Consider the following 25,004-nt stretch of genomic DNA (forward strand, 5'->3'; position numbering starts at 1 on the left):
TTAATGAGAAGTTTATATAAGGATAGCAACCCTTTATCAATTAAAAATCTAAAAATAAAAATAATCACTGAATAATGACTAAACTAATTGTAATTTGTGGCGCTACCGCAACGGGTAAATCTGGTTTGGCTTTAAGTTTAGCTCGGCGGTTGGTTTCAGTGATTCTGAGTGCCGATTCCCGTCAAGTATACCGTGAGTTTGACATTGGTACAGCAAAACCGACTGTAGAGGAACAGAAGTTAGTACCACATTATCTGGTTGATATCTGTGAACCAACTCAAACAATGACATTAGCAGATTATCAGGAACAAGCACAAAATTTAATTGCTAATTTGGGTGTTTCCCCATTGTTGCTGGTTGGTGGAACTGGATTATATATACGTTCTATTGTCCAGGGGATGAAAATTCCCAGAGTAGCACCACAACCAGAATTGCGATCGCAATTAGAATCACTTGGCCAATATCAACTTTACCCGATGTTGCAACAAGTTGATGCGATCGCAGCCCAAAAAATTCACGCTAACGACTTGGTGCGGACTTTGAGAGCGCTAGAAGTATATTACGTTACAGGAATTCCTATTTCTGAACAACAAGGGGAAAATCCACCCAAATATCCGATTTTACAAATTTGTTTAGATTGTGATGCGGAACGTTTAGATATCAGAATTCGCAAACGTACTGAACAAATGATCGCAGATGGTTTAGTTGCTGAAGTTGAATATTTATCTCAAAAATATGGTGCTGATTTATCTTTATTGAATACTTTAGGATATCAAGAAATCAAGCAATATTTAGCTGGGGAAATTTCTTTAGATGAAGCCAAAGAATTAATTATTTTACATACAAGACAATTTGCAAAACGCCAACGTACTTGGTTTAGACAATCTCCTAATATGGAATCTGTTGATGCGGATAATCCTGATTTATTAGAGCAGGTTTGGCAAAGAATAAATGAATTTGTCTGAATCAGGATATCCAGGATTTGAGGATTTACAGGATGTGTTTTTTGTCTGAATTAGGATATCTAGGATTTAGGGATTTGCAAGATATTCTTTTTGTCTGAATCAGGATTTATAGGATTTAAGGATTTACAAGATGTGCTTTTTGTCTGAATCAGGATTTTCAATAATAAAGTATTGGTCTTATTAAATAATCCATCAATAAAAATATTGTAAATCTTTAATATCTTGGGATTATTGAATAGTCCACCAATAGAAATCCTGAAAATCCTGAAATCCTGGATATCCTGATTCAGACAAATCATATATTGGTATTCTCAAATAATCCACCAATAAAAATCCTGTAAATCCTTAAAAACCAAATTTCAAATAAACAAACTAGGAGAAACCTTAAAATATTCTCCCAATGCTTTAGCTTGCGCTTTACTAATGGAACGTTTACCATTTACAACTTCAGAAACCACACCGCTGCTAGAACCAAGAATACGTACTAAATCAGCTTGACGAATTCCGCTAGATTCCATGATATGTTGTAATATTTCATGAGGTGTAGATTCATCCATTGGATAATTTTCTTCCTCATAATCTTCAATTAGTCTGACAATCAATTTGTGTAAAACTCGCTCCTCTGGAGTGCGATTTTTTTTAAAAGTTAGAAATTCTGCAACTTTTAAAAGACGTTCATACTCTGCCTCTGTTTCAATTACTTGAGGAGCGATTTCTGCTAACAATTGACTATAAGCATTATTGTCAAAAGTAAGAGTCATTTTTCCATTTGTCTTTACTATACTCGGCGTGGGTTAGCAAGTATTTGTAGTATACTGTTTGATCTTCATAATTAATTCCTACTATTAAACGGTAATCATTACCTTTGATATTGAAAATAGTAAAATTACTAACAGCTTCAGCATCTCGGTAAATTTTACGCACATCATCTAAATTTTGCCATTTTGCTTTCTTGACAATTACAAACCAATCATCAATTGGCTTTTTAATATTGGGATATTTAGATGCATCTTCGCGGAGGTGGCGAATAGAAATTAAGTGCATATATCTCGATTTTTTTGTTGATGTGTTGGGAATTATTCATTTCAATTGCTCCTTTGTTTTAAAACCCAGTAAGTATAGCAATTGTGCAAAACTAATCTACAAGTGAAAGTCAAAGCTTTACAAACACAATCAACTTTTGGTAGCTACATATCTAGCTAAATATATATCTAGCAAAAGTAGGTTTTGCTTGTATAACGCTTACTTTTACATTGCAAGAAAGGTTACACATTTGAAATACTCATCTGGTTTATAAGAAATATTACAATTATGTAAAAATTTCGCACCAATAAAAGTCTAGGATACACAACACATAACTAACTTTTCCGATCTACATATTTAGCTTGATATCTAGTCTTCAAAAGTAGACTTTGCTTGTATATTCCTTACTTCTACTTAGCCGATAAATTTACATTTTTGGAATACCTCTTAATCTATACTCTCAAAATGAGAGCAAAATGTCAAGAGGTAATTATTGAATTTATAGGATTTATGCAAAATCTCTCTAAAACCCTCTTACCTTCGCGCTCTTCGCGTCTTCGCGGTTCATTTCTCTTGAATTTCCCAAACCCTTGACTCCCAACCGACATAAATGTATGATTTATATCGAATAGAAGGGGAGTAGCTGCTGGCGCGAAATAAAAAGCCAGTACATTTGAATCAACATACTGGCGATGAGCCTGGTTCAGATGGCGAATAATAAAGTATTTGAAAGCGAGACCTTCACTGAGTTCACACCCAACAAGTGTGTGAGCTTCAGTGAGGTCACTAAACACTCATTAGAAGCTCCACACAGGTAAAAAATCCTACAGGAGCATGAGAGAGTGTTAACAGCATTTACGGCAGGTTTAGTTCTAATTACCATTTCCGAATTAGGTGATAAAACCTTTTTTATCGCTGTGATTTTATCAATGCAGCACTCACGACGGTTGGTGTTCGTTGGTGTAACAGCGGCTTTAGCAGCAATGACTGTTTTATCAGTGATATTTGGACAATTGCTGTCTGCTTTAACACAAGGCTCAAAAATTTATGTTCATTATGCGGAAATAGTTTTATTTATTGCCTTTGGCTTAAAACTGCTTTACGATGCTTGGAAAATGCCTGCTAAAGCTGAAGAAGAAGTCATAGAAGAAGCAAAAGAAGCAGTAGAAAATGCACATTTAGACATTCAGCAAAAAAGCATTTGGAGAATTTTATTGAAGTCTTTCGTATTGACATTTATAGCAGAGTGGGGCGATCGCACACAATTTGCCACAATAGCCCTAGCAGCCAGTAACAATCCCATTGGTGTAACAGCGGGAGCAATATTAGGACACGCAATTTGTGCAGCGATCGCAGTTATCGGTGGTAAATTAATTGCAGGTAAAATTTCTGAACGACAAATCACCTTCATTGGCGGCTTTCTGTTTATTCTCTTCGGCATCGTTGCCGCCATAGAAGGAAGTTGAAGTGATAGGAGTCAGGAGTCAGAAGAAAGATAAATACTTTCTTTCATCTTCTCCACCTCCCTCATGGACTGGGTGTGGTTTCTGGTGATGGTGTAGGAGAAACAGCCGGAGTAGGAGTCGGTATTGCAGCTGCCTTGTTAATTTCATCTTTATACTGAGCAGGTGCTAAAGCAGTAGCATCTTCAAACAAAGGTTTTGCTTCATCAACCTTACCCTGATCCTTTAGCAACATAGCCTTAGCCAACACAGGACGAAAATCCTTGGGATCTTTTTTGATTGCTTGGTCGTATACAGAAATAGCTTGAGGTTCGTTTTTCTGGAAAGCATACACACTACCCAAAAGTACCTGTACAGCAACCACATCTACACTTCCAGGCTGAATTGTATTTGCTTGAGTAGCATTAGATAAAGTTTCTTGTAGCAAGCCAATAGCCGCTTCAGGACGTTTTTCACTAATTTGCAAATTTACCATTCCTTGCAAAGCTTTGAGATCACCTGGTTTTGTTGCTAAGATTGAGCGATAACTTTGGGCGGCTCCTTCCTTATCACCGATTTGCTGCTTTGCTTGTGCCAGCAGTACCCCGTACTCTGACTGTTGTGGATTCAATTTAGCCAACTTCTCTAAAGGGTCAATTACCGCTTGAATATCAGCTGGTTTAACTTCACCTCTGCCTTTTTGACTGAGCAATTGTAGCCGTGCTTCTACAAGCCCTTTTAGTGCAGTTTGATTTTCTGGTTCCTTTTGCAAAACTAGTTCATAACCCCGAACTGCATCTGCTAATTGTGACTTTTGGTCAGATGAAGGAGAACTGGTAGGATTGCTGGTAGTATTTTGGCCTGACTGCTGGGGATCATTCAAGGCTCCAATTATGGGTAAAAGGGAAACCCCAACAAAAGCTACAACTGCTATAACTAAAACAACCTGAACTATCCACCGATTACGTGGTTGAGACACAATATTTTCCTTCTGGTGAATTTTAACGACATTAACATTTACACAAATCGCAAAGTTAAATTTTTCCAAAACTTTGCGGAATACGGTCATTTGACTGTGAATTTTATAACAAATAACTATCTACACTGCTAAAGTAAGTGATGACTTTAGGAGGAGCATTCAGAATTGTAGCTATGCTATGCTTCCGAAACTAGTGTAAAGGCGCTAAATTACACATTTAGTCTCTAAATGCCAAATTTCGCGCCTTTCTGTTCGCACAGGGCGCTCTAGAATGGCTAGATTAAAAGGAAATATACTTTTATCAGCCATACAAACGCTCTTTCCAGCTACTTTTGTAAAATCCCATAATTGGGATGTGTCTCCGCCGCAAGGAGTTTTTATGAATTCCGACCTGATGCCGTCTCCTGAATCTTCCAATTCTACCGCCTCCAAAGAGGCTCCGACTAAAATTGACGCAACTGCTAATGTTCAAACAGCAGAAGCTAGTGCGTCAAAACCTGATCATGCGCCCGTTAACTCTAGTGAAACTGATGGAAATGGGCATTTAGCCAATCGGCTACAACCAATTCCACCTCCTAGTGAGCCAATGCAGTATCGAGCAATTGGCTTAGTCCGAGGTTGTTACCATGCCAGCAGTGAACAGTTTACTCAAGGAACATTGCTAACTGCTGATGGTGTAGAACTCAATGCCGTCCTCTTAGGTCGGATTATGAGTTTAGTCAAAAATCACTTAGACCTAGAAAAAGAGCATTTGTGGGTAGTTTATCCCCGCACTCGACAAGAAAACGACTCTCTGCACATCCAAATTGTGGGGGTTTGGGAGCCAGAAAATCTGGCCAAAAATTCCTCTGAGGAAGATGGCCAAGATTTGAGTTCGCACGTCTTAGAGAGGCCAGAAAATGGTTTAGGAAAGAAATCTGTCCGCCCTACTTCTGGTAAGGGAGAAATTTCTGAACCACTCAAAGCCTCATCAGAACTTCCTGATGGTGATTTTTCCGTGCGTGGTGAAGTAGTTTTCCAATCTTTTGACGATAGGAGTTTGGTCGTCAAGATTAAACAGGCTCCACGGAAACCAACTGACAAAGCTAAGTATTTTAAGTTGAAATTACGGGGTGTGCTGACTACCAAAGCTGTGGGTAAGTTTTGGGATTTCAAAGTCAAACGAGAAGCTGATGTATTAGTAATTGACAATGCAGAAGCGATCGCTGATTTACCCAAAAAACGCAAACCACCATTCAGAAGTGGCCCTCGTGGTGGTAGTGGTGGCCCTGGTAGAAGACCATTCCCTCCCAGACGTAATGGAGAAACTCCACGTCCTATCAAGAAAACAGGCGGTGATCCCGCAGCGGTATCTAAACCTGTACCAAAACCCCCTGCTCCTAAGCCAGTCAAAAAGGCTAAACCAATTGAAGAGTAGAGTAGTACTGAGTACCGAGTACCGAGTACCGAGTTATTAGTATTGAGTGATGAGTGCTGAGTGGTAATTACACTACTCAGCACTTGTTATTAAAAGTCAGTCCAACGGTCTTGGGGTAAAAAAGCACGATCCATTGGTATGGGGGAAACTGGCTCTGTGAGGGTAAATGTGCCGGCTTCTATCCACTGTTTCAACTCTAGAGCAACTTGTCGTGAGAGAAACATACTGGCTAGAGGTGCAACTCGTACCGCTTTACCCTCAATGGTGATTTTTCCAGATTTGAGTTGAGCGTAACTCACTAAACCAAAGGTAGGACGGACGCGACGAGGGATGGAAAAATCTACTATTGGTGCTACTAAATCTTTATCTAGTACGGCGCAGTGTTCAATTACTGTTTCATTTAAAACAGGAAGTGGTACACCTACTCCCAGCATTAAAGAAGGCCCGTAACTTTTGAAGTAACAGCCCCGCACCCAACGTGCATCCATTTGTTTAGCATCACCAATTAAGGCTAAGGTTGCCGATGGGCCAATGGGTGTGTGATTAGCTAAACGTTTTTGCAAAGGGAAGTGTTGCGTACCTTCCCAAGCCACATAACCAATACCACCACCTAAGAATATTCTTGTCCCAATCCCTACCAGTTGTAAATCGGGATCATTGAGTAGGGGGGAAATTGCACCAGGGTTTGAGTAAACCGCATTCCCTAAACGTGGTTGGAGGGGACCCAAATAAGTGTGAAGTGGGCGATCGCCTCCATTGACTCCCACGATGAAATTTTGATAAAGATTGCGCGGATTAAATAAATAAAACTGATTGATAGTGTCGCGGGTAACACTGGTTTCAAATGTTGCTCTAGGGTAACAATCAGTAACTTGACCTAATGCTCTTACTTGTACGGGTTTACCTGCTATTAAATCTTCGATTACATGACCACCACCACGTTCTCGAAGTTCTTCTCCGTCAATGGTTTCCACACTACAACTAGCACCCAAGTATAAATCTACTGCGCCAAAACCAGAATATGCTGGTACTCCATCTAACCAGCAACGCCGAATTTTGATTGGTGGGTCAGTGTGTCCCAGGTTAATAATTGCACCGCTTGATTCCATTGGTTCAAAGGTGCCGGTGGTAATCACATCAACTTCTTTAGCAGCTTTGGTGACACCGATTTCTGCTACTCGTGTTTTTAATTCTTCAACCGTCCATACTACGGCGCATTTCCGGTTGATTTTTTCGTTAATTTCCGCAATCGTTCGCATTTTTAATCAAGCGGATTGACATTTTAATTATCGGCTGATATTGCAGTATATGTTTTTCTGGGATTCCTTGGAGGGCGATCGCATCGCAACCACAGTTATTCCTCCGGGTGCGTAAGTTCGGATCTCTAAAATTATGGCTGATTCCAAACAAGCAAAACTTTGATTAAATACTGCGTCAAAGTAAAAGCATCAACACCTAATTCTGTCCTTTCTGCTGCTGCTAAAATTCCCGCTTGAGAATGCCACCAAGCCGCAGTTGCTACAACATCTTCAATAGTAGTTTGTTGATTTGTGACTTGCGCCAATAGTCCACCCATTAACCCAGTCAAGACATCACCGCTACCACCACGGGCTAAAGCTGGTGTACTTTCAGAATTGATCCAAACGACACCTTGAGGATTAGATATGGCTGTTCTTGCCCCTTTCAAGAGGATTACAGCCCCAGTTTGCTCGGCTGATGTCTGCACTGCATTCACTCTGTTGGTGTAAGGAATATCGGGAAATAAGCGATGAAATTCACCTGTATGGGGTGTGAGTACGGTTGCGGCTTGACGTTGTTGTAAAGTGGGGATGGTTCCTAATTGCGCCAAGATATTTAAAGCATCAGCATCGAGAATTAAAGGAACTTCACTAGCAATTACTTGTTGTACTATCGGCATGGCATCTTTAGTTAAGCCAGGGCCGCAAGCAATTATACTAAATGAACTCAAATCGTTATTATCTGGCAATTGTAACTGAGCGATCGCACCCGTTTCCGTTTCTGGACAACCGATAATTAAAGCTTCTGGCAAATGCGAAACCAACAAAGGTTTAATAGATTCAGGTACAGCAATAGATAACATCCCTACACCAGAAGCACGCGCACCCAAACCAGTTAAAATTGCTCCCCCAGCATAACGTCTTGAACCACAAATTAATAATAAATGTCCTTCTCTATATTTGTGTGTAACTGGGGGACGGGGTAAAGGTAAAGTTGCAAGTGCCGTTTTTGCAGTGATGCGTTTTACTTTAATTACATCTCCCAAAACAGCATGGATATCTGCTAGGGGAATATCAAAATCTACTAATTCAGCTTTGCCAATATATGCTAATGCTTGGTCTTGCAACAAACCTTGTTTCCACAAACCCAAGCAAAAGGTGTGATTTGCCCGAATTGCAGTTCCTAAAACCTCACCTGTATCTGTATGTAAACCTGAAGGTAAATCAATACTAAAAATTGGCTGATTCCATTCATTAAAATGATTAATTGCAGAAGCGATAGGTTCGGTAATTTCTCTTTCTAAACCAAAACCAAATAACCCATCAACTAAAAAATCACAACTTGGTAATTCTTCAAGTTCTTGATAACAAGGAATTCCCAAAGTTTGAGCATATTGAAAATGTTGAGAAGTTAATTCTTTGAGTTTAGTAAAAGGCTGATAAATCAAAACTTGATAACCACGGAAATGTAATTCACGAGCTACAACTAAAGCATCACCACCATTATGACCAGGACCGACTAAAATTCCTACACATTGCCCTTGGGGAATAATAGCCTGTAAGCGATCGCTAATCAATCTCGCTACTTTTTCCATTAAAGCTGCCACAGGCATTCCAGCGGCAAATATCCGCCCTTCAATATCCCGCATTTGGGCAGCAGTGACGATAACTTGTTCTTTAGTCATTGGAACAGGGAATAGGGAACAGGGAACAGGAAAAGCCCTGATTTTTAATTACGAATTACGAATTACGAATTACGAATTATTTTCCATAGTAAACTCTGGTATTACCGTAACCTAAATTTCGCAGATAATTATTCCATTGTTCTGCTTCTGAGCGTTCTGCAAAAGGTCCCACAGCTATATGCGCTCCTCGTGGTTGAGTTCTCATGAAAACACTGCTATTTTTACCTATTCTCTGCTGAATTTGTTCCTTAAGGTAACGCAGATTATTATAGTTGCTGGGAACGATCGCATAGTAAAAATTAGACTGTTGTCGGTTAACACTAGGATTAGTAGTGTTAGAATTGTTTACTGTAGAAGAATAGGGGACTTCGCTACCAGAATAGTAGGAAACTGCCTCCGTGTTTGAGAAGTTAACAATACGAGCGCCATTTATACCGTTTAATTCTAGTTCTCTGACGCGCTGTTGAGCATTCAAGGGTTTGCTAAAAACACCAGCTTGAATAATATTACGCCCATTATACTGTCTAATATAAGCGCTATTCTCAATCTGACGAACTCGTTGCAATGTTTGGGAGTTGTCACCATCAACATAGACAAAATACCGCTCAAAATTTTCACCATATTGACTAATTTGTGTATTTGAGGAAGGCTGAGAGTTTGGGTTATTTTGATAAAACTCCACCGGTTCCATTGGTTGTAACTGCGGTAATGATGGCTGACTAGTGAGAATTTCGGCAAAAGGCGATGCTGTCTGTGCTATTAGAAAACCATTGTTGGGGATTTCGGCCTGTGCTGGGCTATATTGGTAAGTCAGCACCAAGCATCCACCCACTAATAAGGAAAGTATGGGTACAGGAGTAAATTGACTTGTTTTTAAAGTAGGCATATTTTTTAACTAGCGATCGCAAAATAAAAATTTCTACCAGCCATTTTAATCAAGCAATTGCCGATTCTGGAAATTTAAATATCATCAAAACCGAAGTGCTTTCCTATCAAGGCTTTTCAGGGATGTGTGCTACAATTGAACAGTCTTGCTACTCCGGTGTTGTCCTGGTCAGAAAAACCTCTACCAGTACCAGGAGTCAACTTTTGAAAAAATGTAATTTACCATTGGGCTGCAAACTTAGCAGCCACTGAACCTAAAAAGATTTTAGGATTATGAAAAAAGTCGTCGTTGGTCTTTCAGGTGGCGTTGATAGTTCTGTCGCTGCTGCTATTTTACACAATCAGGGCTATGATGTAATCGGTTTAACTCTTTGGCTCATGAAAGGCAAAGGGCAATGTTGCTCTGAAGGAATGATCGACGCGGCTCAAATTTGTGAACAATTAGGCGTTCCCCATGAAGTTGTCGATATTCGGGATGTCTTTCAAACAGAAATTGTTGATTTTCTTGTGACTGGTTACAGCGTGGGAATTACACCGTTGCCTTGTTCCCAATGTAACAAGACGGTGAAATTTGGGCCAATGGTAAAATATGCCCGTGAACAATTGGAATGCAATGCGATCGCTACCGGTCATTATGCCCAAATTCGCTACGATGAAACCACCGGGCGTTACCAATTGTTACGCGCTGTTGACCGCAACAAAGACCAATCTTACTTCCTCTATGATTTGTCTCAAGATTTACTAAGTTGCTCTATATTTCCTTTGGGTGAACTGAACAAAACCGACACCCGACGCATGGCGGCCGAATACAACTTAAAAACCGCCGATAAACCAGAAAGTCAAGATTTATGCTTAGTGGAAAGTAACGGTTCCATGCGGGCATTTTTGGATAAATATCTCGCTCCTAAACCAGGTGATATTGTTGATACTACTGGTAAAATTTTAGGTCAACATGATGGAGTGCATCATTACACAATCGGACAGCGTAAGGGTTTGGGGATTGCTGCACCGGAAGCTTTGTATGTAATCGAACTAGATGCTGTAAATAATCGTGTTGTCGTGGGCGATCGCACGAAGGGAACTGAGGCAGAATGTACAGTAAACCGAGTAAATTGGGTTTCCATTGCTAAACCAGCAACCCCAATTCGTGCAGAAGTGCAAATTCGTTATCGTTCCGCACCTGTACCCGTGACAGTAATTCCTTTAGAATGCGATCGTGTGCGTTTGGTATTTGATGAACCGCAATTCAGTATTACCCCTGGACAAGCTGCGGTTTGGTATGAAGGGGATAAGGTTTTAGGTGGGGGAATTATTGAACAGTTTTAGTTACAGCGGTTTTCAGGTAAATAAACTACATTTTTAAATCTCACGCAAAGGCGCAAAGGCGCAAAGGAAGAGAAAAGAAGAGTGTGGTAAAAATACATGAAAACTGATGTAATTCCCAAGATTGAGCTAATAGTGAGGAAAAATCATAATGGTACAATCAGCCGTAAAACTGATCACAGTTAATGAATTTATCACTCAGTATGGTGATAATGATAATTATGAACTTATTGATGGGGAATTAATGGAAATGGAACCGACAGGACCCCATGAGCAAGTATCATCTTTGATTGGGCGAAAACTGAATGTAGAAATTGATCGTAAAGACTTACCATATTTTATTCCCCATCGTTGCTTAATCAAACTATTGGGAACAGATACAGCCTTTCGTCCCGATGTCATTGTGTTAGACCAAACACAACTAGTAAATGAACCATTATGGCAACAAGAACCTGTAATTACATCAGGAAAATCAATTAAACTAATTGCAGAAGTCGTGAGTACAAATTGGCAGAACGACTACGCCCGTAAAGTTGAAGATTACGCCCTATTAGGTATATCTGAATATTGGATTGTAGATTATTTAGGCATTGGTGGTAGAGAATATATTGGCAAACCCAAGCAGCCAACAATTACAATCTGTACTTTATTAGAGGATGAGTATCAAAAGCGATTATTTCAAAATAACGATAAACTCATTTCTTCAATCTTTCCAGACTTGAAATTAACAACAAAACAAGTCTTTATAGTATGATTGCTGATTAAATTAAAAATTCACTATAGCAGTCCTATTTAAATATTTGAATTGGAAACTGACTCATGAGGCATAGAATAAATTAACTATGGTCGTAAAGAGTAAAATTTCTATCTAGCCAGATAACGTAAAATATAGTTCCATCTCTATAGCCTACCATCGGTTTCATACCAGAGAAGCGAAAAGCAATAAAATTTACATCTTCTGTAATAAAATTAGGAATCGGTGCTTTGATAGCATCTCTAGAAATTTTCTCATACCCAAGTTTATGTCTATCTTGTGACTGGATTTGGCTCCAAGTTAATTTACTAAGTCTATAAATTTTTAAAGCAAATGCAGCTTGCTCATCTTTTTCACATTTTGTTATGCAATATTCCCCTTCTAAGTAACGTAGTGAAAATATAGGGGGTTGCTGTTCCGGTGGTATTTCTTGTTTATCAAGTGGAGTTCCTAGTTTATTTCCTCTTTCTTTTTGCGGTGGGTTAAATCTTTTCTTACTACTCATTTGCATTCACAAGCTGAGTCTTAAAGTGTTTTTTGAGAGCTTGATGACTGATAATTATATTATCTTGACGTGCATCTTTCCAAGGTTCTTCTTCATGAATTAAGCTTAATAATTTCCATGCGGAAAACTGACCATAAACAGAATACACTTCATCTAGTAGTTCACGAGTTTGCTGATCATATTTTGAAAAATCAATATCTTCAGGAATAGGAATAGCATTAGAACCATAGTCTTTATATATATGATAAGCTTCAGGTACTACAGGCCCATGTGTCCAAGCTTCTATAGATTCTGAAAATAAAGGTTGATCATACAATGCTAAATGAAAACCTTGAGCATAATAAAGTAACTTTTGCAGCTTGAGATTAGACATTAAATCCCCAGCATCTTCATCTGTCTGCGCCAGAAAGTACTTAGCAACATCATGACAATTAAGCATAACTAATTCCTTTTTAGCAAGATTTTAACAATATCAGAAATTAAATCTTTAGGCTTTTCGTGTTCAGGCAGGGGAAGCATGACTTCTAAAGTAAAATTACTGTACGCAACTCGCGCAGAACGCTTTTCTCCCATTTCTTGCAAAATAGATTCAAATTCTTGCCAACTCACATCCTGAATAGTCATTACACTACCAGGTGCTAACTGCATTTGGCTAACGGGTTTCACAACGGGAGATACAGCAGCCATAATTTTCAACTGTAAATTGCCTTAGTTCCAGATTAACTTAGCTGGAGTAGCACTACAGATTAAAATACAGCTTTTTTTCCCAATCTCAACCTTTTTGACCGATTAGTAAGTGACTAAAATTTCACTAATTGGATAAAAAATCACAACTTTTAAGTATAAATACCATATTAAATAATTAATACGCAATGATATTTTGAATACAAGCACCTGTATAAAATGCAATCAAATTGAAATGTATGCTAAAACATTCCCAAGCATTAGTATTCGTTACATCTTTAATAGCAATACCTGCAATTAACGTGGTTATGCATCAATCGGCATCAGCTTCTATTGTCTGTGAACCAGGAACTGTGAGTAATTATAGTAATGGTTCGTTAGCAAGTTGCATTTTAGGGCAGGATACAACTTTGCAAATTTCTACTAATATGGGAGGATTATTGACTTTTCCCTGTAAAGCTAAGAATTATATTAGCTTTGACTATAAAGGGCAGTTTGCAAACTGTAGACTATCAGAAGAAATCCAAATCAAAAAAGGTGACTCCGTTCAAATATGCCTTCAAGATTACTTAGTACAAGTTTCATCATCAACAGATAGTGGCATATCTATTACTTGTCAATCTCAAGATTAACCTATTTAATTCCTTATAATACTTCTATCTTGCTCGCTAAAACAATACCAGCTTCATTATTTCAGCAATTCCTCTCATTCCGACCGGCAATTGACAAAAAGTTTTAAGAATTTGTACTATGTGTACCAACAATTTGATAACTTAGTACATAGTTCGCAACACATAGGGAAAAATTACGTTGAGTTACCATCTAGATGCCATTGCCCCCCACGGTGGAGAGTTGGTTAACCGGGTTGCTACACCCGTACAAAAGGAAACATTCCTTTCCAAGGCTGACTTTTTGCCACGAGTGACACTTGATGAGCGAGCCGTTTCTGATTTAGAAATGATTGCGATCGGTGGTTTTAGTCCTCTGACAGGTTTTATGAACCAAGCGGACTACGATCGCACAGTAGTAGAAATGCGCCTTGCTAACGGTGTTGTTTGGTCAATTCCCATTACACTATCTGTTACAGAAGAAGTTGCAGCACCTTTGCCAGTAGGTGGTTTAGTGCGTCTGGATAACCCTAACGGCGAGTTTATTGGGGTTTTGGAACTAAGCGAAAAATATACCTACGACAAAAAACGCGAAGCTATCAATGTTTATCGCACCGATGATGCCAAACATCCTGGCGTGCAGGTAGTCTATAACCAAGGTTCTGTGAATTTGGCTGGTGATATCTGGTTATTACAACGAGATTCCCATCCCCATTTTCCTAGCTACCAAATTGATCCTGCTGCTTCACGGCAAATGTTTAGAGATAAGGGTTGGAAAACTATTGTTGGTTTCCAAACTCGTAACCCTATCCACCGCGCCCATGAATATATTCAAAAGTGCGCTTTAGAAACTGTGGATGGTTTATTTTTACACCCATTGGTAGGGGCAACCAAAGAAGACGATATCGCCGCAGATGTGCGAATGCGTTGCTATGAAATATTGATGGAACACTATTACCCTTTAGATAGAGTAATATTAGCTATTAATCCAGCGGCGATGCGTTATGCTGGGCCAAGAGAAGCCATTTTCCATGCTTTAGTTCGCAAGAATTATGGCTGTACACATTTTATAGTTGGCCGAGATCATGCCGGTGTGGGTGACTACTACGGTACTTATGATGCTCAGTATATATTTGATGAGTTTGCCCCTGAGGAATTAGGCATTGTGCCAATGAAGTTTGAACACGCTTTCTTCTGCAAACGTACCAAACAAATGGCGACAACCAAAACCAGTCCTAGTAAACCAGAGGAACGGGTTCACCTATCGGGGACAAAAGTCCGGGAAATGCTACGTCGAGGTGAGTTACCCCCACCAGAATTCTCTCGTCCAGAAGTGGCAGCAGAATTAGCACGGGCAATGAGTATTCCCACAGTATTAGCTTAGAATTAATGGGAAACTAACAAAAAAGTATAGTCAGAAACTTTACTCTACAGACTTCAGCCCTTTAAGCTGTTAACTAATGGGCTGAGGGCTAACTGCTAATTATGAAACGGCGTGCGTTTTTAGAACGGATTGGCTCAATATTGGCGGTATTGGGGCTAACTGAAGCTGAGTGGTTGACTTTGGGTAATCGCTATTACCAAGCTTTGGCAGCACCTAATCCCCGGAAGTTGGCTTTATTAATAGGCATTAATCAATATCCACAAAGTCCTGCGCTTAGTGGTTGTCTGACTGATGTGGAATTGCAAAGGGAAGTGTTGATTCACCGCTGTGGCTTTGCTGCTGCGGATATCCTCACTTTAACTGAGGAACAAGCCAGCCGGGAATTCATTGAGGCGGCTTTTGTCGATCATTTGGGTAAACAAGCCCAGGCTGGTGATGTGGTTGTTTTCCACTTTAGTGGTTATGGCAGTCGCGTCAAATTGGGGACTTTTCCAGAAACTGTGCAGAATGCTCTGATTCCAGTTGATGAAAAAGAACAACAGGATAGAAGATTTGTCAATTATTTATTAGAAGAAACTCTGTTACTTTTATTGCGATCGCTTCCCACCGACCGAGTAACCGCAGTCTTAGATACGAGTTACTATACTCCGACTACATTGCAGCCGTCAGGTTTGCAAATTCGCGCCCGTCCAGAATTACCAGCAACACAGTTAGCGCTTCCAGAACTGGAGTTTCTCAAACAACTGCAAACCCAGAAATCAGCTATTAATCAAGCAATGGTGTTGAAAGCCACCTCAGACCCAAATCAGCAAGCAGGAGAATTACTGTTTTCTGGTTGGAGTGCGGGGTTATTTACCTATGCTTTAACCCAATATCTATGGGAAGCTACACCAGCAACAACAATTCAAATTCTCTTTTCTCATCTCAGTAGTTCTATGCACAGACTGGGAAGTGAACAGCAGCCAGAGTTAATGAGTGGGCTAAAAAATACTCAAAGTAGTGCCATAGTTGATAATTTTCCCCTCAACAATATTGGCGCTGAAGGAGTAGTCACAGCTGTTGATGAAGACGGTAAAACAGTTGAGGTATGGTTAGGAGGATTACTTCCCCAAGTTCTAGAATACTACGGTGTTGGTTCTAGATTCACTCTACCGACTGGAGAACAGCTAATATTGCGATCATCCCTCAAAACAGGTGTTACACCTTCACGGACTGGGCTAATTGCAAAAGCAGAAATGTCTGACCCAAAAACCAGCAACCCACCCCAAGTTGGGCAACTAGTACAAGAAAAGGTGCGTGTATTACCCCGAAATATTAATTTAACAGTTGCCTTAGATTCTGGCTTAGAAAGAATTGAGCGCGTAGACGCAACTAGTGCTTTTGCCTCAATTACCCGGATGGTTAGCATCGCATCAGCAGAACAAAGCGCTGATTATGTTTTTGGTAAATTACCACAGATTCCTAGCCGTTATGGTCTTTTTTCTCTTGGTGGTGAGCCAATTCTCAATACTGCGGGGGAAATTGGGGAAGCTGTGAAAGTAGCAGTGCAGAGATTAACACCAAAATTTTCCACCCTTTTAGCAGCAAAACTATGGCGATTAACAGAAAATGAAGGTTCTTCCCGCTTGGCGGTGAAGGGAACTTTAGAAATTATTAATAAAATAGCACCCCGTATAATTACACAAAAGCAAAGCTGGCGTACTCAGGTTCAGGAATCTGGGAAGAATAAAGCAATCATAAATTCGGGTACAACCATTCCTACCGTTCCCATTGGTAGTCGGATGCAGTACAAAGTCAAAAATTTGAGCGATCGCCCGATATATTTAATCTTATTGGGTTTAAATAATGCTAGGAGTGCCTTTGGCTATGGTTCACCGGAAGCGATCGCATTATACCCCTGGCAAGTTAACCCAGAAACAGATAGTTCTGACACAAAACCCCACCTGCGAGAAATAGTCATTCCCCCAGGAGAAACCTTGAAGCTACCACAAAATGATGCTACCACTGGCTGGATTTTGCCCATGCGAGCTTTCTTTTGTGAACACCAACTAATTATCAGTACTTCTCCCTTCACACAAACTCAGAAAGCCCTAGAAACCCCTAAATATGCCACCGCAGACCAACAATCAATCAGCCCTTTAGTTAACCCCTTAGAAGTTACCCAAGCCTTACTGCAAGATTTGCATAACGCTAGTGAAACAGAAATGAATGGAACTATTACAGACTCCTATATTTTAGATGTGAATAATTGGGCAAGTCTTAATTTTAGTTTTCAAGTGGTTTGACTTTTCTACAGCTTTAAGTGCTGGAATTCTTGTTTGATTTTAAAAACCCACCTAGGTGGGTTTTTCCTGTATAGCTGTAATTTCCAATTGCTTTACAAATACTTCTGCAACAACAACCCCAACTTCTCCTTAGTCGCTGCTGGTGCATTTGCCAAATTTGTCAAAATCGCATACTTCAAAGCCGAATGGGCATCACTAGATGGGGGATTTTCACTTAAACGCTTTACAGTTTCTTGAATTACCTTTTGAGCATTGACTGCATTTCGTTGTAAATTACCAATCACCATCTCTACTGTCACACTATCGTGATCTGGATGCCAACAATCATAATCTGTCACCAGTGCTAAAGTTGCGTAGGCGATTTCCGCTTCTCTAGCTAACTTTGCTTCTGGTAAATTTGTCATCCCAATGACTGTAGCCCCCCAACTACGGTAAAGATTTGATTCGGACTTAGTAGAAAATGCAGGGCCTTCCATACAGACGTAAGTACCAGCACGGTGTAGATTAACATCAGGTAAATTCAAAGAGGCAATCGCATCTGCCAAAACTCCAGCCAAGTTTTTACAAATAGGCTCACCAAAGGCAATATGTGCGACGATTCCCTCACCGAAAAATGTAGAAATGCGATTTTTTGTTCTGTCAATAAACTGATCTGGAACCACCATATCTAGTGGTTTTGCCTCTGCTTTTAACGAACCAACCGCACTTGCAGAAATTAAGTATTTCACACCTAATTGCTTCATCGCATGAATATTTGCCCGAAATGGTAATTCACTAGGTAATAGCGTATGATTACGACCATGCCGGGCTAAAAAAGCAACTTTAGTACCAGCTAGTGTCCCTAGAATCACAGCATCAGATGGTGAACCGAATGGTGTCTGTATCTCTAATTCTTCCACATCTTTAAGAGATTCCATTTTGTATAAACCACTGCCACCAATAATTCCAATTTGCGCTAATGCCATAATTTTAAACTTGTTAATTCTTCAACACTAAGTTATTTTACCGAAAATATTATTAGTCCAAAGCTACAAAGCAGTAATTAGTTTGGCTTTTCTAGTTTCCGTAAAGCTACCATTGGAAACTTGATAAAATTTTGTTATTGTGAAATTAGGTGAAATTAGCTAGTATCACTTCTCTACAGAGGGGTACGCGGAATTCTTAATAGAGCCTAGGCCTCCCGTAAGGGATACGTAATAAGCTAAACCAACGTAATTATCATTCAATAAAGGTTTTAGAATTTTCAGATAGGTGGCCTATTTACGCGGTACTCTACTAGTATAAAAACTATATAAAAAAGTGGAAAAAAATATGCAATTTACTGTCAATTCTCACCCAAGTAATTTAGAAGAAATCTTAGAACGCATATTTAGTAATCGCAGAATTACACGTCAAGATCAACACATAATGATGTCTAGCCTTCTGGAGGCAGAAGGTTTAAGTGAGCAAAACATGAGGGAAATCAATAAAGTATTTGATGCCTTAAAAAGAGGATTAATTAAAGTCGTAGATTAGGAATATAAAGAAGAGATTTTAATGACTAACTCAACAGTGACAAATAACAAAAATTGAGTAGATTTTAGATACAGCAGATTTGATCAATAAGTTACTGTTTCTAAATTCTACTCAATGCAATTTATGATCATTTTATTTTCGTCGCTCAATAATATTAAGCTACTGGTGAAGCTTTCTTGCTTTTGCGTAAACCAAATGCACTAGCCATACCTAAAGCACCTAAACCTAGAATTGTTGTAGGTTCAGGTACTTCTACTTGCAGACGAGCACCGTCTCCGGGCTTCATTTTACCACCAATTTTACCGAGGTTAACATTGAACGAACTGACATTCGTTAAGGTGACTGTTTGGAAATTACCATCAGGTCCTGGAGCAATATTTATGTTAGCTCCTACACCGTTGATTTGACTAATTTTAGTGCCTATGTCTTCTACATCAAAGAAAGTTAGTACTATCTTGGAAAGTGTTTCACCCAAGAAGTCAAATTTATATTTACCAACTTCTAATTGACCATCCTCAGGTAGAGAAGCAACAGTACCGTCGCCATTCACTTTAACAGCCACAGGACGGAACCAAGTACCGTCTGGGGAGTTAGTTCCAGCATCTATTCCTAAAAAGTTAATAGCGAAAGCGCCAAAATTTTGGTTATTGGCAGTTGTGCTGTCATCGCTGAATAACAGACTCTTTCCATAACCTGCTACGCCAAAATTTAAACTTTCTACTGTGTAACCGTAAGCACTTGTATCAATGCAAGTGGCATCAGTAACGCAGCCAGTACCTACTAATTTGATTTCACCCTCAATAGGTGGAACCATAAAAGCGGCTTGAGCCTTAGATACGCCACCAAATAAGCTTAACCCTACAACTGACGCTGTAAATGTTGCGGCTAAAGAGTTGAATTTTCTCATGTATTTAATTGCTGTTTTAGGTGTCATATTTTGAGGCTGTTATTTTTGCCTCGTTTGATTACTATTACAGTATCACTGAGATATCTACTTAAGTAAATATAACTCAGGTGTAGTTTACACAATCTTTAAAAAAAAGATGCGTTTGCTTATACTAAATTTATACTGGCAGTATGCTGACACCAAAAAATTGCATATTAAAAGCGGTCAAAATCCTTGTCCTACAAGAGATTGAAGATCAGATAGATAGCTTTATTTAGATAAATAGAAGCGGGTAAATTTAACAGTTATTGTTTGAAGCTAGGATAAAATAGGGATACAGCCAGGCCGTATCCCTATTTTATACATTGTATTTGGCGACTTTCCTGAAAACTAGTATGAACAAGCAAGTTGTACAGGTTAGTATTGTTTTTACTTGGCATTTTCAGTAAACACCGAACAGCAGTAGGTGGCATAAAGACAAGTCGAGGGGATGATCCGGGTTATCAATTAAGCTAACAGCAAAGCTTTTTTCGCTTCATTAGCGATCGCTTCCACTTCATCATTCACCAGAGTTTCTAAGATTGATTTAGCTTCCGTACCACCTAAATTACCTAAAGCTTGCACTACTCTGTAACGCACTTGCCAATCTGAATTAGTTGTATAGGGAACCAAAAGAGGAACCGCTTCTACATCTCCCAATTCACCAAGGGAACTAATAGCAGCAGTTTGAATTAAGCCATTATCTGAAGAAAGTGCTTGTTTGAGTAGTTCCAAGCCGCGCGGATCACCCAACTCGCCTAATGTAGCGATGATGCTAAACTGCACTAACCATTCTGGGGTTGTATGGTAAAGCTGCTGCAAATCTTCAAAAGCCGCGTGTAGTTTCAACGCACCTAAACAATCGGCTGCGGCTGCTTGCACATCAGCTTCAGGATCATTAAGTAAATCCCGCAAGAGATGCAAAGATAACTCTAAATCCTGCTCTCCCAGTGTATCCATCTGACTTACAGCAGAGTAACGGACACGGGAATTACCATCACCAATAGCAATTTGCAGTAGTTCTAAACCAACTTTCGGTTCTAGTTCTCGGATTTGATTTACAGCACGTAAGCGATCGCCCAAATTCTCAGAACTCAGTAATTCTTTCACTGACTCAATAGAAATACTCATTTAATTATCCTAAATTATCAAATTGGTAATTGCTTTATTAACTTCCCCCCTCATCATCCCCAGTTCCTACTCTGCGGCCATAGTGCGAATAATGTCCCCACGAGTGAGAATACCAATAACTTGACCTGCATTGTCAAGCACAGGTAGACGGTGAACTTTATGCTCTTGGATGATTTTGGCAGCTTCTCTGAGAGATTTGTCAGGAGTAATAGTCAGAGGGTTTTTACTCATTACCTCACCGACAGTTTGTCCTAAAGCCTTATGTAAATCCCGGTCATAAGTAGCAGGATTTTGCAAATAAATCACACTATCCAAAAACATGATGTATGCAGGAGGAGTTACACCAGTTTCTTGCCACATCAAATCTGTTTCTGAAATAATTCCCACCACTTTACCCGCATCATTAATTACAGGTAAACCGCTAATTCGCTTTTCTGCCAAGATTTGGATAGCTTCTTTTAAAGGAGTTTCAGGACTAACCACAATAGGGTTAATAGTCATCACATCAGCAACGGTTTTAGACATTTTTTACTTACGCCTTTTATAAAAGTCTTTTTAATTATTGTAGAAAATTATAGGTAACAAAAAAATACTTTTAATAGATTGTTACTTTTAAAAATAATCTATGCTTGTATGGAACAGCTTTATAAAATAGTCCAATTTTACCATAAAATAATTAATTTTCCAAAACCTAGATCATATAAAGCAGACTCCCTAAGTTGGAGAGTTATCCCTGTGAAAGGTCTTCCTTGTTTGAAGTGAATGATATTTGTCGCTAGAAAACCCAAAATTATTAAAGCTTTTGTGAGATTTTAATTTTTATCAAATTAATCTAATTTTTCAAGTCACTAACAGCTTTTACTTATTTTTTATATCTATCTAAATCATCTTAAGCATTCTATTGTATTTGGACTAATAACAACAGTTTTGATTTTGACAACGAGTAAATTTGGTAAACTTCGTAAATTTGAATTGAGTAAATAAATTCCTCCATTAATTAGTGGATTATGCTGTTTTTAACCAACCCTAATTTTAATCTTCAGGATTTATACCTAATAGTCGTAATTGTGCAGCTAATTTTTCGGCTCTTTGTCTTTCTTTTTCAGTCCGTTGTCTTTCTTGTTCTACTAATTCTGAACCCCACAATAATAGGTTTTTTTGTTCATCCCACCACCTTAACCACTTTCCTATGCGGTTTTCTCTGAAACCTTCCCACACACTGAGATAAAGATTCATTTCCTCTATCCAATAAAATTGGTTTTCGTGAGGATCTTGCAAAGCATACAAACCTGTATTAGTATTCAAGCGATAGACTTCTAAATTACCAGTATCAGGTTCAAAAATAATGTAATTTGGCACTTTCAGAATACGTTCATAAAAAAACCATTTACCAGGAGGATAAGTGGGTTTAGTAGAGTACTCTGTTCCTTCTGTGTCAGAAATAAATTCCATGACTACAGAAGGAATATCACCCTGTAGTTGAGGAGTGTAACTACGAATAACTTCTTCCCTATCTACTGTGATTTTAGGAATATAAGCCCAATCAGGTGCTTTAATCACAATTTTGCCATTCAAAGTGGCACAGATACCGTAATTCGTTGATGATAAGGCATTGCTTGGCAATTTTCCCGCTAACTCTAGACTTTCTGTAAGTGCTGCGGCAAGGCTTGGTTGATTGATATTGTCCACTGGTTCATCTGGAAGAATATAATCGTTGGGTAGTTTTTCCCAAGTGATTGTATAGTCTTGGGTAGTGGTGATCATGGTGGGTTTTCCTATATTCAGGTGAATCAGTTGTTACCTGCTGGGAATATATTTATTTTAAGCCCTAGATTAGTAAATACACGACTTACGCCAACGTTTTGTTGCGATGATTATTTTCTACTCTTTTGCAAAGCGGCAATAATTTCTATATTTGCTTCGGGAAAAGTAAATTGATCTAACTCATTCAAATTCACCCAACGGATTTCAGCACATTCTATTGCTTGGGGAATACCTTGCAAATGTTGACAATGATGTACTGTCAACGTAACCTGCAAGTGTGTATAAGTATGGTTAATGGTAATCAGATGTTCTCCTACCATAATTTCTATTCCTAGTTCTTCATAAATTTCTCTTTTAATACATTCTTGGATAGTTTCACCATGCTCAATTTTGCCCCCAGGAAATTCCCATAAACCACCCATTGTCCCTTGGGGAAGACGACGATCAATTAAAATTTGTTTTTGATCATTCCAAATTACAGCAACACCAATAATTTTATGGGGTACGGGACTAGTTACACTCATAGTTTAGGGTAGATGGAGAAATTCACTATTAATTCATAATAAAACTCGTCAGACTAATTCGATGCCTGCCGAGTTAATATTTATTTTCAAATTTTCTAATTATCAAGTTTTACAAAAAAGCTGTTAACCACTAAACTGATAGGACTTACGCACTCAGCCAAGTTGAGAAAGGTAGAATAGGCGTTTCAACTTCCGGAGAGATTCTTCGCTGCGCTCAGAATGACAGTTTTCCGTTTCAGTGCGTGAGTCCTGACTGACAATTAAGATTGGATTTCGCAGAGAACTGTTCTGGTTAGCAATGCTATAGATTATGAGAAATATCTAACAGCGCTATTCAAAATCTTTATTAGCTTCATTTCCTTGTAAAGCCATATCAAAGTCCATTCTCTGTTCGGCGTTACGCAAGAAATAACCACTAATCATAGCAGAGGCCAGTAATCTACCTAAACTTTCTCGGCTGGTGGTAATGGTAACGCCAAAATGTTCTGGAGGCAGATTTCCCAAAAGCCCAAAAATGTTGCGTTCCATAACTTGAAACACTTCGGCAGAAGTCGGTTTAGATAACTGGGTTACTGTTTCTGGACTTAAGGATTTAACGTACTGCCATAGTAAATTGCTAGTTTCAGATTCACTATCAAAAAATTCTGAGACTCGATTGGATTGGTTGCTCACTTTTTATCTCCTTTATTACAACTACTGACTGAGGTAATTGTGACTGAAATAATCAATAACCTATTGTGTATTGGATGTAGCTGACACTTGTATATTCATATCAACTAATGTAACAGGTTATTTTTTTCCAGGGAGTCGTTTTAACCGTACCAAAATCAGGGTAGTTTTGCGAAAGCAGGCAGAAGAAGCAGGGTGAAAAGGAGAACTATTTTCCCCCTTGCTCCCGTTCGGCTACGTGGTAGTTGAGCGTTCACGTAGTGTGTCGAAGACAAGTCGAAACTCACGGCAAGCCTGCTCCCTGCGCTCTTTCCTCTTCTCAGTACCCAATCCCCTAACTAGCAAGATACTCATTAATGTTGGTTTTGGATTTACGAAGTTTTGTTAAGGCTTCTCTCTCAATTTGTCGGACTCTTTCCCGGCTGATATTGAGGATTTCACCGATTTTAGCAAGGGTTAAAGATTGCCCGTCTAATAAACCAAATCGCAGCTTAATTACTTCTTTTTGTTGTGGGGTGAGTTCTGCCATCATCCGCTCTAGGTCGTAAGATAAGGAGGATTGCATCACGAAATCTTCTGGTGATGCACCTGTATCTTCCAAAAGTTCTCCTAGTTCAGTGTCGTAGTTATCTCCTAACCGTAAATCGAGAGATAAGGGCAGACGAGCTTTTTCTAGGCATTCTTGTACTTGTTTGGGTGTTAATTCTAACTCTTGAGCTAATTCTGTGGCTGTGGGCGCACGTCCTAACTTTTGGGATAGTTGGCGTTGTGCTTTTTTAATTTTGTTTAGTTTTTCTGTAATATGAATAGGTAGGCGAATTGTGCGAGCTTTTTCGGCGATCGCACGAGTAATGGCTTGACGTATCCACCAGTAGGCATATGTAGAAAATCTGTAACCTTTGGTAGGGTCAAATTTTTCTACTCCTCGCTGCATTCCAATGCTGCCTTCTTGGATTAAGTCGAGTAAATCGACGTTACGCTTAATATACTTTTTAGCGACAGAAACGACTAACCGCAGGTTGGCTTCTACCATTTTGCGTTTAGCTGTTTCACCATCTGCGATCGCTTCGTTCAATTCTACTAGTTCTATCTGTGCTGCTGCTGCCCATTCTTCTAAATTAGGTTGACGATCTAATTGGGTAGCAAGATTTTCCCTCACTTCATATAAGGCGGTACATCTTTGTACCTGTTTCCCATAACGAATTTCTTCTTCGTGGGTGAGGAGTGGCACACGGCCAATCTCACGCAGGTAAGTCCGCACGAGGTCGGTGGCTGTCTGAGCGGTCTTCATGGCGCTAC

26 protein-coding genes are annotated in these 25,004 nt (G+C 39.3%); 9 read left to right on the forward strand and 17 right to left on the reverse strand.

What is annotated here, in order from left to right:
• Positions 1-74: 74 nt before the first annotated feature.
• Positions 75-965, forward strand: coding sequence for a tRNA (adenosine(37)-N6)-dimethylallyltransferase MiaA (gene miaA, locus ACSQ6I_RS07795; RefSeq protein ID WP_438889788.1), 891 nt, complete (start codon positions 75-77; stop codon positions 963-965).
• 359 nt (positions 966-1,324) lie between these two features.
• Here miaA and ACSQ6I_RS07800 read toward each other — a convergent pair whose 3' ends face one another.
• Complete coding sequence (locus ACSQ6I_RS07800; protein ID WP_438889789.1) at positions 1,325-1,726, reverse strand: helix-turn-helix domain-containing protein; 402 nt, start codon at positions 1,724-1,726, stop codon at positions 1,325-1,327.
• Positions 1,710-2,009, reverse strand: a complete 300-nt coding sequence (locus tag ACSQ6I_RS07805; protein WP_438889790.1) for a type II toxin-antitoxin system HigB family toxin — start codon at positions 2,007-2,009, stop codon at positions 1,710-1,712. Before ACSQ6I_RS07805 ends, ACSQ6I_RS07800 begins: the two co-directional genes overlap by 17 nt.
• Positions 2,010-2,830: 821 nt before the next feature.
• On the opposite strand from ACSQ6I_RS07805, the gene ACSQ6I_RS07810 reads away from it, so the two are divergent.
• On the forward strand, positions 2,831-3,454 hold the full coding sequence (locus tag ACSQ6I_RS07810; protein WP_438889791.1) for a TMEM165/GDT1 family protein: 624 nt from the start codon (positions 2,831-2,833) through the stop codon (positions 3,452-3,454).
• A gap of 61 nt (positions 3,455-3,515) precedes the next feature.
• Here ACSQ6I_RS07810 and ACSQ6I_RS07815 read toward each other — a convergent pair whose 3' ends face one another.
• Positions 3,516-4,409, reverse strand: coding sequence for a tetratricopeptide repeat protein (locus ACSQ6I_RS07815; protein ID WP_438889792.1), 894 nt, complete (start codon positions 4,407-4,409; stop codon positions 3,516-3,518).
• 379 nt (positions 4,410-4,788) lie between these two features.
• On the opposite strand from ACSQ6I_RS07815, the gene ACSQ6I_RS07820 reads away from it, so the two are divergent.
• Positions 4,789-5,826: a hypothetical protein gene (locus ACSQ6I_RS07820; RefSeq protein ID WP_438889793.1), complete on the forward strand. Its 1,038-nt coding sequence runs from the start codon at positions 4,789-4,791 to the stop codon at positions 5,824-5,826.
• A gap of 89 nt (positions 5,827-5,915) precedes the next feature.
• On the opposite strand, the gene ACSQ6I_RS07825 is transcribed toward ACSQ6I_RS07820, so the two are convergent.
• The 3 genes from ACSQ6I_RS07825 to ACSQ6I_RS07835 form a co-directional block, all read right to left on the reverse strand.
• On the reverse strand, positions 5,916-7,085 hold the full coding sequence (locus tag ACSQ6I_RS07825) for a homocysteine biosynthesis protein (RefSeq protein ID WP_438889794.1): 1,170 nt from the start codon (positions 7,083-7,085) through the stop codon (positions 5,916-5,918).
• Between the two features lie 131 nt (positions 7,086-7,216).
• Positions 7,217-8,749: an NAD(P)H-hydrate dehydratase gene (locus tag ACSQ6I_RS07830; protein ID WP_438889795.1), complete on the reverse strand. Its 1,533-nt coding sequence runs from the start codon at positions 8,747-8,749 to the stop codon at positions 7,217-7,219.
• 76 nt (positions 8,750-8,825) lie between these two features.
• Positions 8,826-9,635, reverse strand: a complete 810-nt coding sequence (locus ACSQ6I_RS07835) for a hypothetical protein (RefSeq protein WP_438889796.1) — start codon at positions 9,633-9,635, stop codon at positions 8,826-8,828.
• A gap of 272 nt (positions 9,636-9,907) precedes the next feature.
• Here ACSQ6I_RS07835 and mnmA point away from each other — a divergent pair, with 272 nt between their 5' ends.
• On the forward strand, positions 9,908-10,960 hold the full coding sequence (gene mnmA, locus ACSQ6I_RS07840) for a tRNA 2-thiouridine(34) synthase MnmA (RefSeq protein ID WP_438889797.1): 1,053 nt from the start codon (positions 9,908-9,910) through the stop codon (positions 10,958-10,960).
• Positions 10,961-11,108: 148 nt separating this feature from the next.
• Complete coding sequence (locus ACSQ6I_RS07845; RefSeq protein WP_438889798.1) at positions 11,109-11,711, forward strand: Uma2 family endonuclease; 603 nt, start codon at positions 11,109-11,111, stop codon at positions 11,709-11,711.
• Between the two features lie 82 nt (positions 11,712-11,793).
• On the opposite strand, the gene ACSQ6I_RS07850 is transcribed toward ACSQ6I_RS07845, so the two are convergent.
• The 3 genes from ACSQ6I_RS07850 to ACSQ6I_RS07860 are packed head-to-tail and all read right to left on the reverse strand — an operon-like array spanning position 11,794 to position 12,903.
• Complete coding sequence (locus tag ACSQ6I_RS07850; RefSeq protein WP_438889799.1) at positions 11,794-12,216, reverse strand: hypothetical protein; 423 nt, start codon at positions 12,214-12,216, stop codon at positions 11,794-11,796.
• A complete protein-coding gene (locus ACSQ6I_RS07855) occupies positions 12,209-12,655 on the reverse strand; it encodes a Panacea domain-containing protein (protein WP_438889800.1) in 447 nt (148 codons plus the stop codon). Before ACSQ6I_RS07855 ends, ACSQ6I_RS07850 begins: the two co-directional genes overlap by 8 nt.
• Positions 12,656-12,657: 2 nt before the next feature.
• On the reverse strand, positions 12,658-12,903 hold the full coding sequence (locus tag ACSQ6I_RS07860; protein WP_438889801.1) for a hypothetical protein: 246 nt from the start codon (positions 12,901-12,903) through the stop codon (positions 12,658-12,660).
• A gap of 236 nt (positions 12,904-13,139) precedes the next feature.
• Here ACSQ6I_RS07860 and ACSQ6I_RS07865 point away from each other — a divergent pair, with 236 nt between their 5' ends.
• From ACSQ6I_RS07865 to ACSQ6I_RS07875, 3 genes are all read left to right on the forward strand, one after another.
• Positions 13,140-13,532: a hypothetical protein gene (locus ACSQ6I_RS07865; protein ID WP_438889802.1), complete on the forward strand. Its 393-nt coding sequence runs from the start codon at positions 13,140-13,142 to the stop codon at positions 13,530-13,532.
• Positions 13,533-13,710: 178 nt separating this feature from the next.
• On the forward strand, positions 13,711-14,892 hold the full coding sequence (sat, locus tag ACSQ6I_RS07870; RefSeq protein ID WP_438889803.1) for a sulfate adenylyltransferase: 1,182 nt from the start codon (positions 13,711-13,713) through the stop codon (positions 14,890-14,892).
• 101 nt (positions 14,893-14,993) lie between these two features.
• Entirely contained in the window at positions 14,994-17,177 is a 2,184-nt protein-coding gene (locus tag ACSQ6I_RS07875; protein ID WP_438889804.1) for a caspase family protein, read from the forward strand.
• A gap of 92 nt (positions 17,178-17,269) precedes the next feature.
• On the opposite strand, the gene ACSQ6I_RS07880 is transcribed toward ACSQ6I_RS07875, so the two are convergent.
• Positions 17,270-18,142, reverse strand: coding sequence for an S-methyl-5'-thioadenosine phosphorylase (locus ACSQ6I_RS07880; protein ID WP_438889805.1), 873 nt, complete (start codon positions 18,140-18,142; stop codon positions 17,270-17,272).
• A gap of 346 nt (positions 18,143-18,488) precedes the next feature.
• Between ACSQ6I_RS07880 and ACSQ6I_RS07885 the strand changes: the two genes are divergently transcribed.
• On the forward strand, positions 18,489-18,692 hold the full coding sequence (locus ACSQ6I_RS07885; RefSeq protein ID WP_438889806.1) for a hypothetical protein: 204 nt from the start codon (positions 18,489-18,491) through the stop codon (positions 18,690-18,692).
• 154 nt (positions 18,693-18,846) lie between these two features.
• Here the strand turns inward: ACSQ6I_RS07885 and ACSQ6I_RS07890 are convergent, their stop codons facing one another.
• The 7 genes from ACSQ6I_RS07890 to ACSQ6I_RS07920 form a co-directional block, all read right to left on the reverse strand.
• The gene (locus ACSQ6I_RS07890) at positions 18,847-19,626 is read right to left on the reverse strand and encodes an LEVG family PEP-CTERM protein (protein WP_438889807.1); all 780 of its coding nucleotides are present in this window, start codon (positions 19,624-19,626) and stop codon (positions 18,847-18,849) included.
• A gap of 459 nt (positions 19,627-20,085) precedes the next feature.
• Positions 20,086-20,748, reverse strand: coding sequence for a phycobilisome degradation protein NblB (nblB, locus tag ACSQ6I_RS07895; protein WP_438889808.1), 663 nt, complete (start codon positions 20,746-20,748; stop codon positions 20,086-20,088).
• A gap of 66 nt (positions 20,749-20,814) precedes the next feature.
• Positions 20,815-21,273, reverse strand: a complete 459-nt coding sequence (locus tag ACSQ6I_RS07900) for a CBS domain-containing protein (protein ID WP_438889809.1) — start codon at positions 21,271-21,273, stop codon at positions 20,815-20,817.
• 507 nt (positions 21,274-21,780) lie between these two features.
• Positions 21,781-22,512, reverse strand: coding sequence for a Uma2 family endonuclease (locus tag ACSQ6I_RS07905; RefSeq protein WP_438889810.1), 732 nt, complete (start codon positions 22,510-22,512; stop codon positions 21,781-21,783).
• 110 nt (positions 22,513-22,622) lie between these two features.
• Positions 22,623-23,036 carry an 8-oxo-dGTP diphosphatase MutT gene (gene mutT, locus ACSQ6I_RS07910; protein WP_438889811.1) on the reverse strand — a complete coding sequence of 138 codons (414 nt, stop codon included), beginning with the start codon at positions 23,034-23,036 and terminating at the stop codon, positions 22,623-22,625.
• A 330-nt stretch (positions 23,037-23,366) separates the two neighbouring features.
• Positions 23,367-23,708: a DUF760 domain-containing protein gene (locus ACSQ6I_RS07915; RefSeq protein WP_438889812.1), complete on the reverse strand. Its 342-nt coding sequence runs from the start codon at positions 23,706-23,708 to the stop codon at positions 23,367-23,369.
• A 331-nt stretch (positions 23,709-24,039) separates the two neighbouring features.
• Entirely contained in the window at positions 24,040-24,996 is a 957-nt protein-coding gene (locus ACSQ6I_RS07920; protein ID WP_438889813.1) for an RNA polymerase sigma factor, RpoD/SigA family, read from the reverse strand.
• Positions 24,997-25,004 lie beyond the last annotated feature (8 nt).

The sequence above is a fragment of the Anabaena sp. WFMT genome (assembly GCF_051781005.1).
Taxonomy (GTDB): Bacteria; Cyanobacteriota; Cyanobacteriia; order Cyanobacteriales; family Nostocaceae; genus Anabaena.